Origin of the sequence: Streptomyces sp. NPDC057543, from assembly GCF_042801895.1 — a bacterium.
GTDB lineage: Bacteria > Actinomycetota > Actinomycetes > Streptomycetales > Streptomycetaceae > Streptomyces.
In genome coordinates this window covers 21,465-36,591 of the sequence record NZ_JBHVFF010000049.1, presented here as the reverse complement: position 1 = coordinate 36,591, position 15,127 = coordinate 21,465, and the positions used below count along the sequence as shown (strand labels likewise).

11 protein-coding genes are annotated in these 15,127 nt (G+C 71.2%); 5 read left to right on the top strand and 6 right to left on the bottom strand.

Going from position 1 to position 15,127, the window contains the following annotated elements; genetic code table 11:
- Nucleotides 1-56 precede the first annotated feature (56 nt).
- The 4 genes from ACFU8Q_RS11535 to ACFU8Q_RS11520 all read right to left on the bottom strand — a co-directional run bounded on the left by ACFU8Q_RS11535 (nt 57) and on the right by ACFU8Q_RS11520 (nt 3,612).
- On the bottom strand, nt 57-431 hold the full coding sequence (locus tag ACFU8Q_RS11535) for an RNA polymerase-binding protein RbpA (RefSeq protein ID WP_007262928.1): 375 nt from the start codon (nt 429-431) through the stop codon (nt 57-59).
- Between the two features lie 274 nt (nt 432-705).
- Nucleotides 706-2,037, bottom strand: coding sequence for an MFS transporter (locus ACFU8Q_RS11530; protein WP_384451238.1), 1,332 nt, complete (start codon nt 2,035-2,037; stop codon nt 706-708).
- 88 nt (nt 2,038-2,125) lie between these two features.
- Nucleotides 2,126-2,890: a glycerophosphodiester phosphodiesterase gene (locus ACFU8Q_RS11525; RefSeq protein ID WP_384451236.1), complete on the bottom strand. Its 765-nt coding sequence runs from the start codon at nt 2,888-2,890 to the stop codon at nt 2,126-2,128.
- Entirely contained in the window at nt 2,887-3,612 is a 726-nt protein-coding gene (locus tag ACFU8Q_RS11520; RefSeq protein WP_384451233.1) for a YitT family protein, read from the bottom strand. Before ACFU8Q_RS11520 ends, ACFU8Q_RS11525 begins: the two co-directional genes overlap by 4 nt.
- A gap of 104 nt (nt 3,613-3,716) precedes the next feature.
- On the opposite strand from ACFU8Q_RS11520, the gene ACFU8Q_RS11515 reads away from it, so the two are divergent.
- Nucleotides 3,717-5,216 (top strand): PLP-dependent aminotransferase family protein, encoded by a 1,500-nt coding sequence (locus ACFU8Q_RS11515; protein ID WP_384451230.1) that lies wholly within the window; start codon nt 3,717-3,719, stop codon nt 5,214-5,216.
- A gap of 77 nt (nt 5,217-5,293) precedes the next feature.
- On the opposite strand, the gene ACFU8Q_RS11510 is transcribed toward ACFU8Q_RS11515, so the two are convergent.
- Nucleotides 5,294-6,931, bottom strand: coding sequence for a hypothetical protein (locus ACFU8Q_RS11510; RefSeq protein WP_384451228.1), 1,638 nt, complete (start codon nt 6,929-6,931; stop codon nt 5,294-5,296).
- A 37-nt stretch (nt 6,932-6,968) separates the two neighbouring features.
- A complete protein-coding gene (locus tag ACFU8Q_RS11505) occupies nt 6,969-7,163 on the bottom strand; it encodes a hypothetical protein (protein ID WP_030968886.1) in 195 nt (64 codons plus the stop codon).
- A 336-nt stretch (nt 7,164-7,499) separates the two neighbouring features.
- Between ACFU8Q_RS11505 and ACFU8Q_RS11500 the strand changes: the two genes are divergently transcribed.
- From ACFU8Q_RS11500 to ACFU8Q_RS11485, 4 genes are all read left to right on the top strand, one after another.
- The gene (locus tag ACFU8Q_RS11500; protein ID WP_384451224.1) at nt 7,500-7,892 is read left to right on the top strand and encodes an ankyrin repeat domain-containing protein; all 393 of its coding nucleotides are present in this window, start codon (nt 7,500-7,502) and stop codon (nt 7,890-7,892) included.
- 219 nt (nt 7,893-8,111) lie between these two features.
- The gene (locus ACFU8Q_RS11495; protein WP_384451222.1) at nt 8,112-9,530 is read left to right on the top strand and encodes a HEAT repeat domain-containing protein; all 1,419 of its coding nucleotides are present in this window, start codon (nt 8,112-8,114) and stop codon (nt 9,528-9,530) included.
- A gap of 176 nt (nt 9,531-9,706) precedes the next feature.
- Entirely contained in the window at nt 9,707-13,369 is a 3,663-nt protein-coding gene (locus ACFU8Q_RS11490; RefSeq protein ID WP_384451219.1) for a hydantoinase B/oxoprolinase family protein, read from the top strand.
- A gap of 83 nt (nt 13,370-13,452) precedes the next feature.
- Complete coding sequence (locus tag ACFU8Q_RS11485; RefSeq protein ID WP_384451216.1) at nt 13,453-14,979, top strand: hypothetical protein; 1,527 nt, start codon at nt 13,453-13,455, stop codon at nt 14,977-14,979.
- The last annotated feature ends 148 nt before the right edge of the window (nt 14,980-15,127 follow it).

The following is a 15,127-nucleotide window of genomic DNA, read 5'->3' as shown; positions in this document are numbered from 1 at the left end:
GACACACACTCGGTGTGTCACAGCCCGCGGCTCCGTCGTACGGCGGTGTCAGGCGGTCAGGCAGACTTCCTGCTGTCCCGCGGATGCACGGCGATGTTCATGGCTCCGGAGCGCAGAACCGCCAGCCTCTCGGCCAGCACCTCCTCCAGCTCCTCGCGTGTGCGCCGTTCCATGAGCATGTCCCAGTGCGTACGCGCAGGCTTGCCCTTCTTCTCCTCGGGGCCATCCCCGTCCACCAGGAGTGCCATGGCGCCGCACGCCTTGCACTCCCACTCCGGCGGAATTTCCGCCTCTACCGAGAACGGCATCTCAAATCGATGTCCGTTCTGGCATGCGTACTCCACCGCCTGGCGCGGGGCCAGATCGATGCCGCGGTCCGTCTCGTAGCTGGTAACCACGAGTCGCGTGCCGCGGAGAGCTCGCTCACTCATGAATCGTGCCTCCCGGGCTTGTCGCCCACAGGACAGGTGTCGCTGTCGTCGTCATCCGGTCAACGTCCGGTCGGCGGTAAAGATTCCCGTTGCCGGTCATGCGTCGCCCGTCGTGCCGCTGCTTATTCAGGTTTCCCAGGGTTCAAGTACCCGCCAATGCCCGGTTTGTCACATCTGGCAGAAGTTGTCACCCAACGGTTTGGCTTCTTCCACTCGCAGTAACGGTCCTCCGGGCAGGCCAAAGGCGTACACTACCGGCCTTTCACTTCAACGTCTAAATCCGTTCGGGTACGGGATTGCCCGCGGCTGCCACGGCCCGCCGGATCGGCACCCTCGCGAGCAGTACGGAACCGACCAAGAAGAAGATCACCAACGAGATGATCGCATCCCGGTAGCTCCCGGTCAGCTGATACGCGAGCCCGAACACCAGTGGCCCCAGCCAGCTCAGTCCGCGGTCGCTCATCTCGTACGCGGAGAAGTACTCGGCCTCCTTGCCGCGCGGCACCAGATGGGAGAACAGCGAGCGGGAAAGCGCCTGGCTGCCGCCGAGCACCAGGCCGATCGCCGAGGCCAGCACATAGAAGAAGACCGGCGCGTCGGCGGGCAGGAAATATCCGGCGACGAGGATCAGCGTCCAGACGACGAGCGAGCCGAGAATCGTGCGCTTCGCGCCGTACACCCGTGCCAACCGGCCCATCCCCAGCGCTCCGGCCACCGCGAGCACCTGCACGAGCAGCACGGCCGTGATGAGCGTCGTCTGGTCCAGGCCCAGCTCCTCGGAGCCGTACACCGAGGCCTGGGAGATCACCGTCTGCACGCCGTCGTTGTAGACGAGGTACGCCAGCAGGAAGGAGAGCGTCAGCGGATGGCGGCGCATGTCGCGCAGGGTGTTCATCAGCTGCCGCCACCCCGAACCGACCGCCCCTTCGCCGCCCGGCGTCACCCGCCGGTCGCGCAGCCGGCGCAGCGGTACGAGCGTGAAGGCGCCCCACCAGACGCCGGCCGACGCGAGACAGATCCGCACCGCGTCGGACTCGGAGAGGCCGAAGGAGTCGTGGCCCGTGTACAGCACCAGGTTCAGGACGAGGACGAACGCGCCCGAGGTGTATCCGAACGCCCAGCCGCGCGAGGAGACCGCGTCCCGCTCCTCCGGTTCGGCGATCTGCGGCAGATAGGCGTTGTAGAGCACCATCGACACCGAGATCGAGGCGTTCGCCGCGATCAGCAGGAACGCGCCCAGCAGATATCGGTGACCGTCCAGGAAGAACATGCCGGTGGTGGCGGCGGCCCCCACATAGGCGGCGGCCGCGAGCAGCGGCTTCTTCCGCCCCGTACGGTCCGCCGCGGCGCCCACGACCGGCATCACGAGCACCGCGACCACCACCGACACGGAGACCGCGTAGGCGAAGAGCGACCCGGCGCGCACCGGTATGCCCAGCGGGTGCACGAAACCGTCGGCGTCGGCGGCCGCCTTGGCGACCGACGTGAGATAGGGGCCGAGGAACACCGTCAGGACACTGGTCGAGTAGACGGAGCAGGCGAAATCGTAGAAATACCAGCCGCGCTGTTCACGTCTGCGGCTCGCGGCGTCTGCGGAACCCGTCATGAGCTCCGTCGGCTCGGCGGTGTCCGCGGTCTCGGCGCTCAAAGCGCTCCCCCTCGTCTCTCCCCGTGGAGACCTCGCACGACCGGCGTCAGGCCCAGGCCCCGCGCTCGCTCAGCACCGTACGCAGCGTCTCGATGTGATCGGTCATGATGCCATCCACGCCGAGGTCGAGGAGCGCCGCCATCCGCTCGGGTTCGTTCACCGTCCAGACGTGCACCTGGAGTCCCCGTGCGTGCGCCTCGCGCACGAAGCGGCGATCGACCACCCGGACGCCGTTCTGGCTCTCCGGTACCTGCGCGCACACGGCACCGGCTCGCAGCGCCGCCGGAACGCCGAACGAGCGCAGCCGCAGGCCCAGCACGCCGCTGACGCCGTAGGAGGTGGCGAGCCGGGGCCCCGCGAGACGGTGGGCCCGGGCGACCCTGGCCTCCGAGAACGAGCCGACGCAGACCCGGTCCCAGGCGTTCGTCCGGCGGATCAGGTCGACCAGCGGGACCAGGGCCGGCCCGGCCTTGATGTCGACGTTCCAGCGGGCTTCCGGGAATGTCTCCAGCAGCTCCTCGAACAGCGGCAGCGGCTCCCGGCCCGCCACCCTGGCCCGCCGCACCTCGCTCCACGGCAGCTCGGCTATCCGGCCCCGGGCGTCCGTCACCCGGTCCAGGGTGGCGTCGTGGAAGGCCACCAGACGGCCGTCCGCCGTGGTGTGCACATCGGTCTCGAAGTAGCGGTATCCGGCGTCGGCGGCCCGGCGGAACGCGGCCGTCGTGTTCTCGATCCCGTCGGCGGCGCCGCCTCGGTGGGCGAAGGGGATCGTCGCGGGATGGTCCAGATAGGGGTGGCGTACGGAGGTCACTTCGGCAGTATCGCCTGCTCCGGTGTCGGTGCGGTGGCGGTGGTGTTCCCATTGTCCGGCGCGGGTGCGACGGCCGCCTCGTCGGCGGCTCCGGCGGCGGTCTCCCCGGCCGGTTCGCCGTCGATCGCGAAGAAGCGCAGGAAGAACTGGGCGAGCGGGCCGATGGCCAGGGCGTAGAGGACCGTGCCCGCGCCGAGTGAGCCGCCGAGCACGAAGCCGGTCGCCACGACCGCCACCTCGATCAGGGTGCGGACCAGCCGGATGGAGCGGCCGGTACGCAGATGCAGACCGGTCATGAGTCCGTCGCGCGGTCCCGGGCCGAACCGCGCCGCGATGTACAGCCCCGTCGCGACACCGTTGACCACGACCCCCGCCACCATCACGGCGATCTCCGCGGCGAGACCGTGCACGTCGGGCACGAGCGCCAGCGTGCCGTCCATGGCGATGCCGATGGCGAAGACATTGGAGACGGTGCCGAGCCCCGGACGCTGCCTGATGGGTATCCACAGCAGCAGGACGGCGGCGCCGACGATGATCGAGACGACCCCGATGGACAGCCCGGTGCGCTCCGCGAGCCCCTGATGCAGCACTCCCCATGGTTCGAGGCCGAGACCGGCACGGACCAGGAGCGCCGAACTCGCTCCGTACAGCGCGAGACCGACGTACAGCTGAATCAGCCTTCGGGTGAGGTGCGCCCCGCGAGGGACGGGGGTGATGGACAAGATGGTGCCCCCCTGGAGTGGTGGTGGTGGACTGCCGCATGTCACTCTGTGGCAGGGGATTGGCCGCCAACTAGGGCCAATCCGAGGAAGGTGGACTGATTTCGATGGCGCAGTGGACTTCGGCAGTGGGTGCGGCACAGCTCGCCCGGCAGCTCCGGGCCCAGCAGCCCCGGCCCGCCGGACCGGGTGCGCGCAGGCCGCCCGCCTATCGTGCGCTGGCCGACGGGGTCCGGCTACTCGTCCTCGAAGGCCGGGTGCCGGTGGCCGCCCGGCTCCCCGCGGAGCGTGAACTGGCGCTCGCCCTGTCCGTCAGCCGCACCACCGTCGCCGCCGCGTACGAGGCGCTGCGGACCGAGGGGTTCCTGGAGTCCCGCCGCGGCGCCGGCAGCTGGACGGCCGTACCCGCGGGCAACCCGCTGCCCGCACGTGGCCTGGAACCCCTTCCGCCGGAATCGCTCGGTTCGGTGATCGACCTGGGCTGCGCCTCGCTGCCCGCCCCCGAACCGTGGCTGACCCGGGCGGTCCAGGGCGCCCTGGAGGAACTGACACCGTACGCCCACACCCACGGCGACTACCCGGCCGGACTGCCCGCGCTGCGGCAGATGATCGCCGACCGCTACTCCGAGCGCGGCATCCCGACCATGCCCGAACAGATCATGGTCACCACCGGCGCTATGGGCGCGATCGACGCGATCTGTCACCTCTTCGCGGGCCGCGGCGAACGGATCGCGGTGGAGTCCCCGAGCTACGCCAACATCCTGCAGCTGATGCGGGAGGCGGGTGCCCGGCTGGTGCCGGTGGCGATGGAGGAAGGGCTCGGCGGCTGGGACATGAACCGGTGGCGGCAGGTGCTGCGGGACGCGGCGCCGCGGCTCGCCTACGTCGTCGCCGACTTCCACAACCCCACCGGTGCGCTGGCCGACGAGGACCGGCGGCGCGACCTGGTGGACGCCGCCCGCTCCGCCGGCACGGTCCTCGTCGTCGACGAGACCATGAACGAGCTGTACCTCGACGACGATGTGCGGATGCCGCGCCGGGTCTGCGCCTTCGATCCGGCGGGCTCCACCGTGCTCACCGTCGGATCGGCGAGCAAGGCCTTCTGGGCGGGTATGCGCATCGGCTGGGTGCGTGCCGCCCCGGACGTGATCCGCAGCCTGGTCGCCGCCCGCGCCTACGCCGACATGGGCACGCCCGTCCTGGAGCAGCTCGCCGTCAACTGGCTGATGCGCACCGGTGGCTGGGAGCAGGCCGTGCAGGTCCGTCGTGAACAGGCGCGGGAGAACCGGGACTCGCTCGTCGCCGCGCTCCGCCGGGAGCTGCCGGACTGGGAGTTCTCGGTTCCGCGCGGGGGGCTGACGCTCTGGGTACGTACCGGCGGCCTCTCGGGCTCCCGGCTCGCGGTGGCGGGGGAGCGGGTCGGTGTACGCGTTCCCTCCGGTCCCCGGTTCGGTGTCGACGGAGCCTTCGAGGGGTACGTACGGCTGCCGTTCACAGTCGGGGGGCCGGTCGCGGACGAGGCGGCGGTGCGGCTCGCGGCGGCGGCGCAGCTGGTGGGTTCGGGGGCGGGTGCGGGGGTGGAGGCGCCGCGCACCTTCGTCGCCTGACCGGACGACGGTGCGCGGCCGGCGGGCCGGGCGGTCCGGACGGTTCGTCGGCCCCGCACCGTCCTGGGCCGATCCGTTCAGTCGCCGACCCGCATGGCCTCTGCGGCCACGGCCGCGGTCAGCGGGTGCGGCATCACCGGCTCCGGGACGCTCGGCTCGACGGGACCGGGCTCCTCGGCCTCCTCGGCCGGGACCGCGGCCTCGGCCGGCGCCTGCCGTTCGGGGAGCAGACCGAGGACCGCCTGCCGCTGGGCCTCGCTGGTCGCCTCGTCGTACGGATCGGGCGTGGCCGGAACCTGGAGCCGCAGCACGGGACCGGTGCCCAGCCGTGCGTACCCCCGGCCGGGCGGGACGTTCGGCGTCGGGGTGGTGTGCGGTTCCTTGCCGAGCACCGACTCGACCTGGTCGCGGGAGCAGTGGCCGAGCACGACCCGGGCCCGGGTGTGGGTCCTGAGGGTCTCGCCGAGGGTGTCCAGGCTGTCGAACTGCTCGGTGACGACCACGGTGACGTTGGCCGCCCTGCCGTGCCGCAGCGGCACCTGGAGCAGTTCCTGGGGATCGGGCCTGCCGTCGGCGGCCGCCAGGTGCCCGAGGACGCTGGGCCGGTCGAGCAGCACCCAGAGCGGGCGCTTGGTGTCGTCGGGGGCGGGGTGGCCGGACTGCCGGGCCCGGTTCGCCGCGATCAGCCGCCGCTCCGTCTCGTGGGCCGCCCACTCCAGCGTCGCCAGCGCGCCGGCCAGGTCGCACTCGACGGCCAGTACGCCGTCGCGCCCGGTCAGGCAGGCGTACTCGCCGGTGCCGCTCCCTTCGATGATCAGGATGTCGCCGTGCTGGAGCGCCTGCAGGGCGATGGAGCGCATCAGCGTGGTGGTGCCGCTGCCGGGCTGCCCGACGGCCAGCAGATGCGGTTCGGTGGAGCGGGCGCCGGTCCGCCAGACGACGGGAGGGGCGTCGCGGGTCGTGTCGCCGTCGCTCACGGGAACGGTGCGCTGCACCGCGTCGGCATCGGTGAAACCGAGCACCGTCTCCCCCGGTGCGGTGACGAAGCGCTGGGCGCCGATCGAGGTGGGCAGGGCGTCGAGCACGCTCATGACGAGCCGGTTGCCCTCCTCGTCCCAGGAGAAGTGGTACTCGCGGCCGCGGCCCGACTTCGCGTGCAGCAACTGCTCGATCCGGGCGCGGGAATCGGCCTCGCTGTCGGTGAAGTAGGCGGGGTACGTCACCTGAAGACGCGTCAGGCGCCCGTCGCCGTCGAATGCGTAGTCGCTGAAGGCCTTGTCCCAGTCGCCGCCGTGGGCGAACAGCGGAGTGGGGTCGTCGGCCACGGAGAGGTATGGCACGAGCGCCTCGTACAGGGACCGCAGCCGTCCGGTCTCCGCTTTGTCGGGGCCGGTCTTCACAGGGGTCCGCTCCCGCCCTTTCCATGCGGCGGCGCCCATCACCGTGACCAGGGCGAGCACGGACCCGTAAGGGAGGAGCGCGACCACCATGACGCAGGCCGCGACGGAGCAGAGCACCGGGCCACGCTTGTCCTTGGGCGTCGCGGCCCACTTCTGTCGTCCGGCTCCGGCCAGCAGCCGCAGACCACGGGTGATCATGATCAGCGGATGGAGGACGTCCGTGGCATTGTCGGCGGCCGTGCGCGCGAACTCGCGGCTGCGAGTGATCGATGCGGTGCCGCTGCTCAGAATGCGGGGGAGTGGTCGCCGGGCCACGTCGGTCTCCTGAAGGGGTGGGAGTGGTCACGGAGGGTCAGAATTTGATCCCGCCCAAGAGGCCGGCGAGACTCGCGCCGCCCGCGGTGATACTCGGTGCGATGGCGGTGCCTGCCAGATAGAAGCCGAACAGAGCGGTGACGAGGGCGTGCGATGCCTTGAGGCCGTCCTTCCTGAAGAACAGGAAGACGATGACGCCGAGGATGACTACGCCTGACATGGACAGGATCATGAGAGGTTCTCCTGGTTGGGGGGACAGTCACCATGAGTCCTTCCAGGTTCACCGGAAGTATCTATACGATAAAAGCTGCATTCGAGTGAAAAGTCGGTATTTTCACTTGAGTGGCCGACGGGGGGCGCGGGAAGGGTGCCGGTGGGACGCCGGGGAGGCGGAACATTCGGCGTCGCGCACTGTTCCGCCACCCTCGGACGTGATCCGTCGCGGTGGGCGGGCCGGGGCATGGGTGCGGTTGAGCAGTACCCTGTCGATTCACTCGTGCGGCCCCCATGGCGTACGCCCCCGCAGGTCAACAGTGGTGAAACCGATTAATGGAAGGCGGTCCGTGCGATGAGCGAAACCCCCGATCCCGAGGTGGTCGAGCTGGCGACCAAGGTCTTCGACCTGGCCCGCCGCGGTGAGAGCGACGCGCTCGCCGCGTACGTCGACGCGGGTGTTCCCGCGAACCTCACCAATGACCGGGGCGATTCGCTGCTGATGCTCGCCGCGTATCACGGCCACGCCACCGCGGTCACCGCCCTCGTTGCCCGGGGTGCCGACCCGGACCGGGCCAACGACCGCGGGCAGACCCCTCTCGCCGGAGCCGTCTTCAAGGGCGAGGGCGCGGTGATCGAGGCGCTGCTCGCCGCAGGAGCCGACCCGGCGGCCGGAACACCCTCCGCGCTGGACACTGCACGCATGTTCGGCAAGGCCGACCTGCTGGAACTCTTCGGCGCCCGCTGACCGGGTACGTCGTAAATGTGGTCGCGGTGGCGAAATGGCTGGGTCATCATGACGTCGCGGGTCCGATTCGGGCCACCGACGAGAGGCAGAGGAAGATGGTCTACACCAAGCAGAAGACGGCGGTCGGCCGATCATGTTGCTGCGCGGCGTAGTGCCCCACCCGGCACTTGGAACTGCACAGTCCCGGTTGCGTCGACAGCTTGATGTGAGGCTTTTTTCATGTTTGATCCGTTCATAGCGCCGAGCGGCACCCTGCTCGGCCTGCTGCAGAGGGGCCGTGGCGACGGCACGCTCCACGCGCTCGCCGCACCACGCCCCGAGGCCCTGGCGGCTCTCAACCACTGCGTCCTGAGCGATCCGCGCCACGACTGGCAGGTGGAGAACCGCTCGCTCTACTACGCACGCCTGTATCTCGACCTGGACGGCGGCATCGAGGAGATCGAGCGCCACCTGGGTGATCCCGACGACCACCTCGACACCGACGACTCACGCACCGGGCTGGCCCTCGCCGTACTCGGTCACCTCGCCTCGTACGGACGGGACGACGCCCTGGCGCTGCTGCGGCGGTACGCCGCGACCGGGGCCAACTGGGCCTGGGCCCTCGACGAGCTCGCCCTGCGCGACGACGACGCGGGGCTCCGCGCCCTCGCCGTGCCCGTCCTCGGCCGGTTCCCGGCCACCGAGGAGGGCGCCGCCGAACTGGCCGCCGCCGTGCGGGACGCCTTCGAACCACGCCCCTGGCGGCTCTGGGCCGACGACCCCCGCGACGAGGTCGGCGCCCGGATCAGGGCCGCCTCCGAGCAGGGCTCCTTCGACCGCTGGCAGCGACAGATGCGACCCGGCGGCCCCCGCCCCGGATGGAGCGTCCAGGCCGTCTTCGACTGGGCCCAGCAGGCGCTGGAACGAGGCAGCGTCCTCCATGTCCCGGCCGCCCGCTGCCTCACCGCCGTCGCCGGCCCCGAGGACCGGTCCAGCATCATCGAGACCGCCCGCAGCGGCCCGGACGGCGCGCGCTGCGCCGCCCTGCACTACCTGGCCGAGGCCAGGGATCCCGCCGTACTCGACCTGATCGAGATCGCCGCGGCCGGAACCTCCCGCACCGTCGCCGACGCGGCCGTCGCCGCCTTCGAGCGGATGTGCGGCGACGCGGCGGTGGAGCGCGCCAGGCGCTGGGCCCGGCGGCCCGATGCCCTCGGCGCCTCCGCGGCCGGCGTGCTCGCCTGCCGGGGCGGGGCCCAGGACGTCCCGCTGGTCCTCGGCGCGCTCCGCGAGGCCGTAAGGGGCGAAGGCCCGGACGCACCACGCCTGTGGACCCTCGTCGACGGCACGGGCCGGCTGGGCATCGCCTGCGCCGCACCCGTACTGCGCCATGTCTACCGGGAGACGTCCTCCTCGCACCTGCGCGGCCGAGCGGCCCGCGCGCTGGCCGCGACCGATCCGTCCTTCGCCACCGGATTCGCCGTCGAATGCCTGTGGGACTGCGAAGAGACCACCCGCGAGGTCGCCGCGCTCCACGCCGAGACCGGCGACATCAGGGTCGCCGAGCGACTGCGCCGACTCGCCGCGGACCCGGCCGAGGAGGCCGAGGTGCAGACGGCGGTACGCAGCCGGATCGGGCCCGACGCCCCGGCGGTCTGACCGCAACACGCACGGCGCCGCGCGTCGGGGGGCGTGCGGAGCCGTGTGGTCAGCGGCCCGCGGCGCGAACGGTCCGGGCCGTGCGGAGACACAGCACGCCGTACGGCCGGCCGGTGCGCCGGGAAGCCTGCCGTGCCGTCCGGCCCGTTGTCGGTGCCGCGGGTCAGTATGGAGGGATGACCGGACGCTGGGAGTTCTGGATCGACCGTGGCGGGACGTTCACCGATGTCGTGGGCCGGGATCCCGAGGGGCACCTGGTCACCCGCAAGCTGCTCTCCCACGACCCGGACCGCTACCGCGACGCCGCCGTGGCCGGAATCCGGGGACTGCTGGGCCTCGGCCCTACCGACCCGGTCCCCGCCGACCGGGTCGGTACGGTGAAGATCGGTACGACGGTTGCCACCAACGCCCTGCTGGAGCGGCGCGGCGAGCCGACCGTCCTGGTCATCACGGAAGGCTTCCGGGACGCCCTGCGCATCGCGTACCAGAACAGACCGAGGCTCTTCGACCGCCGTATTCTGCTGCCCGAAGCGGTGTACGAACAGGTGGTCGAGGTCCCCGAACGGATCGACGCCCACGGCCGCGTCGTGACCCCCCTGGACCGGGACGCGGTGGCCGAACGACTGCGGGCCGCCCGGGCCGACGGCCTGCGCAGCGCGGCCGTCGTCCTGATGCACGGCTACCGCCACCCCGCACACGAGCGCGTCGTGGCCGCCGCGGCCCGTGCCGCCGGCTTCACCCAGATCAGCTGCTCGCACGAGGTGAGCCCGCTCATCAAGCTCGTGCCACGCGGTGACACCACCGTGGTCGACGCCTACCTCTCACCGATCCTGCGCCGGTACGTCGACGAGGTCTCCCGCGAACTCGACGGCATCCGGCTGATGTTCATGCAGTCCAACGGCGGGCTGCGCGAGGCCTCCCACTTCCGCGGCAAGGACGCGGTGCTCTCCGGACCCGCCGGTGGCGTGGTCGGAATGGCCCGTACGTCCGGGCAGGCAGGATTCGACCGGGTCATCGGCTTCGACATGGGCGGCACATCCACCGATGTGTCGCACTACGCGGGCGAGTTCGAGCGCGAACTCGGCACACAGGTGGCCGGGGTGCGGATGCGCGCCCCCATGATGAACATCCACACCGTCGCGGCCGGCGGCGGCTCCGTCCTGCACTTCGACGGCCACCGCTACCGCGTCGGCCCCGACTCGGCGGGCGCGATTCCCGGCCCGGCCTGCTACCGCCGCGGCGGGCCGCTGACCGTCACCGACGCCAATGTGATGCTCGGCCGCGTCCAGCCCGCCCACTTCCCGGCCGTTTTCGGACCGGACGGCGATCTCCCGCTCGACGCGGACCTCGTCCGCGACCGCTTCGAGGCGCTCGCCGAGGACGTGGCGCGCGCCACCGGAACACGCCGCACCGCGGCCGAGGTCGCCGCCGGATACCTGGAGATCGCCGTCCTCAACATGGCGAACGCGGTCAAGAAGATCTCCGTACAGCGCGGACACGACATCACCCGCTACGCCCTGACCGGCTTCGGCGGCGCCGGGGGCCAGCACGTCTGCGCCGTCGCCGACGCCCTGGGCATCGACACCGTCCTCGTACCGCCCCTGGCCGGCGTGCTGTCCGCGTACGGCATCGGTCTCGCCGACGCCACCGCGATGCGCGAACAGTCCGTCGAGGCGGAACTGCACGAGGCGACGCGCACCGCCGTCGGCGAACTCTGCGACGAACTCGCCCGCCGCACCCGCGCCGAACTGCGCGCCGACGCCATCCCCGACAGCGCCATCAGCACACGCGCCCGCGTACTCCTGCGCTACGCCGGTACGGACTCCAGCCTGCCGGTCGGCCTGGACACCGCGGCCGCCATGGCCGAGGCGTTCACCGCCCAGCACCGCGCCCGCTACGCGTTCACCATGGACCGGCCCCTGGTCGTCGAGGCGGTGTCGGTCGAGGCGACCGGGACGGCGGGACAGCACCGGCCGCCCCCGGCCGGCCGCGCACGCAGGGAGAGCGCCGAGCCTCAACCGCACGACCTCGTAAGGATGTTCGCCGACGGCCGATGGCAGGACACCCCGCTCCACCGGCGCGAGGAGCTGCACCCCGCGGACACCGTGACCGGACCCGCCGTGATCGCCGAGGCGGACGCCACCACCGTTGTCGACCCCTGCTGGCAGGCCGCTCTCACCGGCACCGGCCATCTGCTGCTGACCCGGGTCCGCCCGCGCCCGGACCGTACGGCCGTCGGCACCCGGGTCGACCCCGTCATGCTGGAGGTCTTCAACAACCTCTTCATGTCGATCGCCGAACAGATGGGCGTGCGCCTGGAGAACACGGCCCACTCCGTCAACATCAAGGAGCGGCTCGACTTCTCCTGCGCACTCTTCGACGCGGACGGCAATCTCATCGCCAACGCCCCGCACATTCCCGTGCACCTCGGCTCGATGGGGGAGTCCATCAAGGAGGTGCTGCGGCGCAACGGCGGAGCGATGCGGCCCGGCGACGTGTACGCCATCAACGACCCGTACCACGGGGGCACGCACCTGCCCGATGTGACCGTGGTGACACCCGTGTTCGACGTCGACGAGACCGCCGACGAGGGGCCCGGGCTGCGGTTCCTCGTCGCGTCCCGCGGACACCACGCCGAGATCGGCGGCATCACGCCCGGCTCCATGCCCGCCTTCAGCCGCACCATCGACGAGGAAGGAGTGCTGTTCGACAACTGGCTTCTGGTACGGGACGGCAGATTCCGCGAGAGTGAGACGCGCGAGCTGCTCACCACCGCGGCGTACTCCTCCCGCGACCCGGACACCAACCTCGCCGATCTCCGCGCCCAGATCGCCGCCAACGAGAAGGGCATCGCCGAACTCCGGCGCATGGTGGAACAGTTCGGGCCCGATGCCGTCGCCGCATACATGCGACACGTCCAGGACAACGCCGAGGAGTCCGTCCGCCGGATCATCGCCACACTGCACGACGGCACCTACCGCTACGAGACCGACAACGGCGCGATCATCGAGGTCGCCCTCACCGTGGACAGGGCGGCCCGAAGCGCGGTCGTGGACTTCGCCGGCACCTCACCGCAACAGCCGGGGAACTTCAACGCGCCGAAATCCGTGGTCATGGCGGCCGTGCTGTACGTCTTCCGGACCCTGGTGGCCGACGACATCCCCCTCAACAGCGGTTGCCTCAAGCCCCTGGAGGTGAGAATTCCGGAAGGCTCCATGCTCGCTCCCGTCCATCCGGCGGCCACCGTCGCGGGAAACGTGGAGACGTCCCAGGCTGTCACCGGCGCCCTGTACGCGGCACTCGGCATCCAGGCCGAGGGTTCGGGCACCATGAACAACCTCACCTTCGGCAACGAACGCGTCCAGTACTACGAGACGGTGGCGAGCGGCTCCGGCGCGGGAGACGGCTTCGACGGCGCCGACGCCGTACAGACCCATATGACCAACTCCCGCCTCACCGACCCCGAAGTCCTCGAATGGCGCTACCCCGTGCTGCTGGAGAGCTTCCGGGTACGGGACGGCAGCGGGGGCGGAGGGCGTTGGCACGGCGGCTGCGGCGTGGAGCGGCGCATCCGCTTCCTCGAACCCGTCACCGTGGCGCTGCTCTCCGGCCACCGCCGGGTGAGGCCGTACGGCATGGCCGGCGGCGAACCCGGCGCGCTGGGCGACCAGCACATCGAGCGCGCGGACGGCCGGACGGTCACACCGCTGCGCGGCTGCGACACCTCCCATCTTGAGCGGGGCGACGTCCTGGTGCTCCGCACGCCGGGTGGCGGGGGATACGGAACCCCGGAACCGGGCGACGGCGACCGTACGGAGCGCGGCGGCCGACAGCCGTGATGCCGCGGTCGGCCGGCTTCGGGCAAGGGGTCGCTTCTGCGTCGTTTCGACCGTTGTCGGTGTGAGGACCTAATCTGTGCAGCGTGACTTCGCCTGCCTACACGGACAACGCTGCGGCCCAGCTCAGCGCGGGGCCGCGGCCCGCCCCGGGCCCGGCCGCCGACGAGGGGCTCTCGCGACGGCTGCGCGCGCTCGCCTGCACGGCTCCGCTGCACGACCTCGATGTGCGCAAGGCGAATCTGGCCGGCGAGTACACCGTCTACGCGATGGCCGAGGTCGCACTCGCCGCGATCGACCTCGTCACGCTCAACATGGACTTCGACACGGGGGCCGACCACGATCAGATAGTGACCAGGCTTCTTCCCCGCGTCGCCGCCCAGGCCCCGGGCCGCCCGGCCGCCGAACACGAGCGGGTCGCCCGCTGGGTGCTGGAGAACCTGATCAATGTCGGCAGCGTCGACCGCGGATTCCGTGCGGTATACGGCACTTTCGGGCCCGACGGGGTGTATGTCCGTCGCGATTACGACTTCAAGCTGATCGAAGAGGTCCCGGGACACGGCGGCACCGTCTTTCTCCGGGCCACCGACGAAGCGGTCAACGTCCTGGTCGGCGCCCTCGATACGGACGTCACCAGTGCCCAGATCGCCGCCGAGGTGAAGCTGGAGGTCCTCATCAGCCGGGGCCGCCTCGCCGACGCGCAGCTCGCCGCCGAACAGGCCCGCTACCGCACCGTGCAGTACGCCGAGACCCTCCGCAAGACGCTGGAGGCCACCCGGCGCAACGTCCGGGCCGTCGACTGGCTCAACGCAGTTCCCGACATGATCGACGAGGCCCTCGACCACGTCGCCGACCGCTACCGCCACGAGAACGCGATCCTCACCAACATCCGCAAGGCGCGCGACGAGGCGGAGGAGCCCGAGCGCAAGCGGCGCGCCGCCGAGCTCGTCGACATAGTGAAGGACTGCATCCGCCGCCACACCCAGCTGCAGTCCCGACTGCTGGAAGCCGGACCGCTGTTCCGCGCCGAACAGGACCGCCAGGCGTTCGCCGCGCCCACGGCCCGCAGCGGCCTCGATCTGTACGGCCAGCTGGTCGCCCCGCTGCTGCCGCTCCCCGTCGAACAGGCCATCCGCGTGACCGATGCCTTCTTCGCCCGCGGCACCGGGCTGCGCACCCCCACGTCGGTACGGGTCGGCGACCTCGTCGAGATGCTGCTCACCCCGCCGCTGGAGCGGGAACACCTGGGCGCCGAAATGCCCGAACCCGATCTGATCGCCACCCCGGACGACAGCAGGTTCAGCGAGGAGCAGCTCGCGAGCGCCATGGAACTCCTCGACCTGGAGCACGATGCCCCGCGTCGGCTCTCCGGACTCCTCACCGAGGCCCGGCGCCGCGATCCCGAACTGCCCTACCTGGTGGCCCTGCTCGCGGTGCACGCCGCGAGCCCGCCGGTCGGCACCGCCTACCGGCAGGGCGAGCAGCGCCTGTTGTTCTCCGTCGACGACGGGACACAGCTCGACGACCCGGAGTTCGGCGGTGCGGACCTGATAGTGGGCACGGCTCTGCTGGACGCGGCGGGAATGGCCGCGGACCGCTCGGAGGCGTCATGAACGGCGCGCCTTTGGACGTACCGCTGCCGCACACCGGCCAGGGGCGTCGTCGCCCCGCCGCCGGACCGGCCGGAACCACACAGCTCAGGACGGCTGCCGCGAGAGCCGGCGCCGGCCACCCCGTACCGAAGAGTTTCCGCAGCAAGGA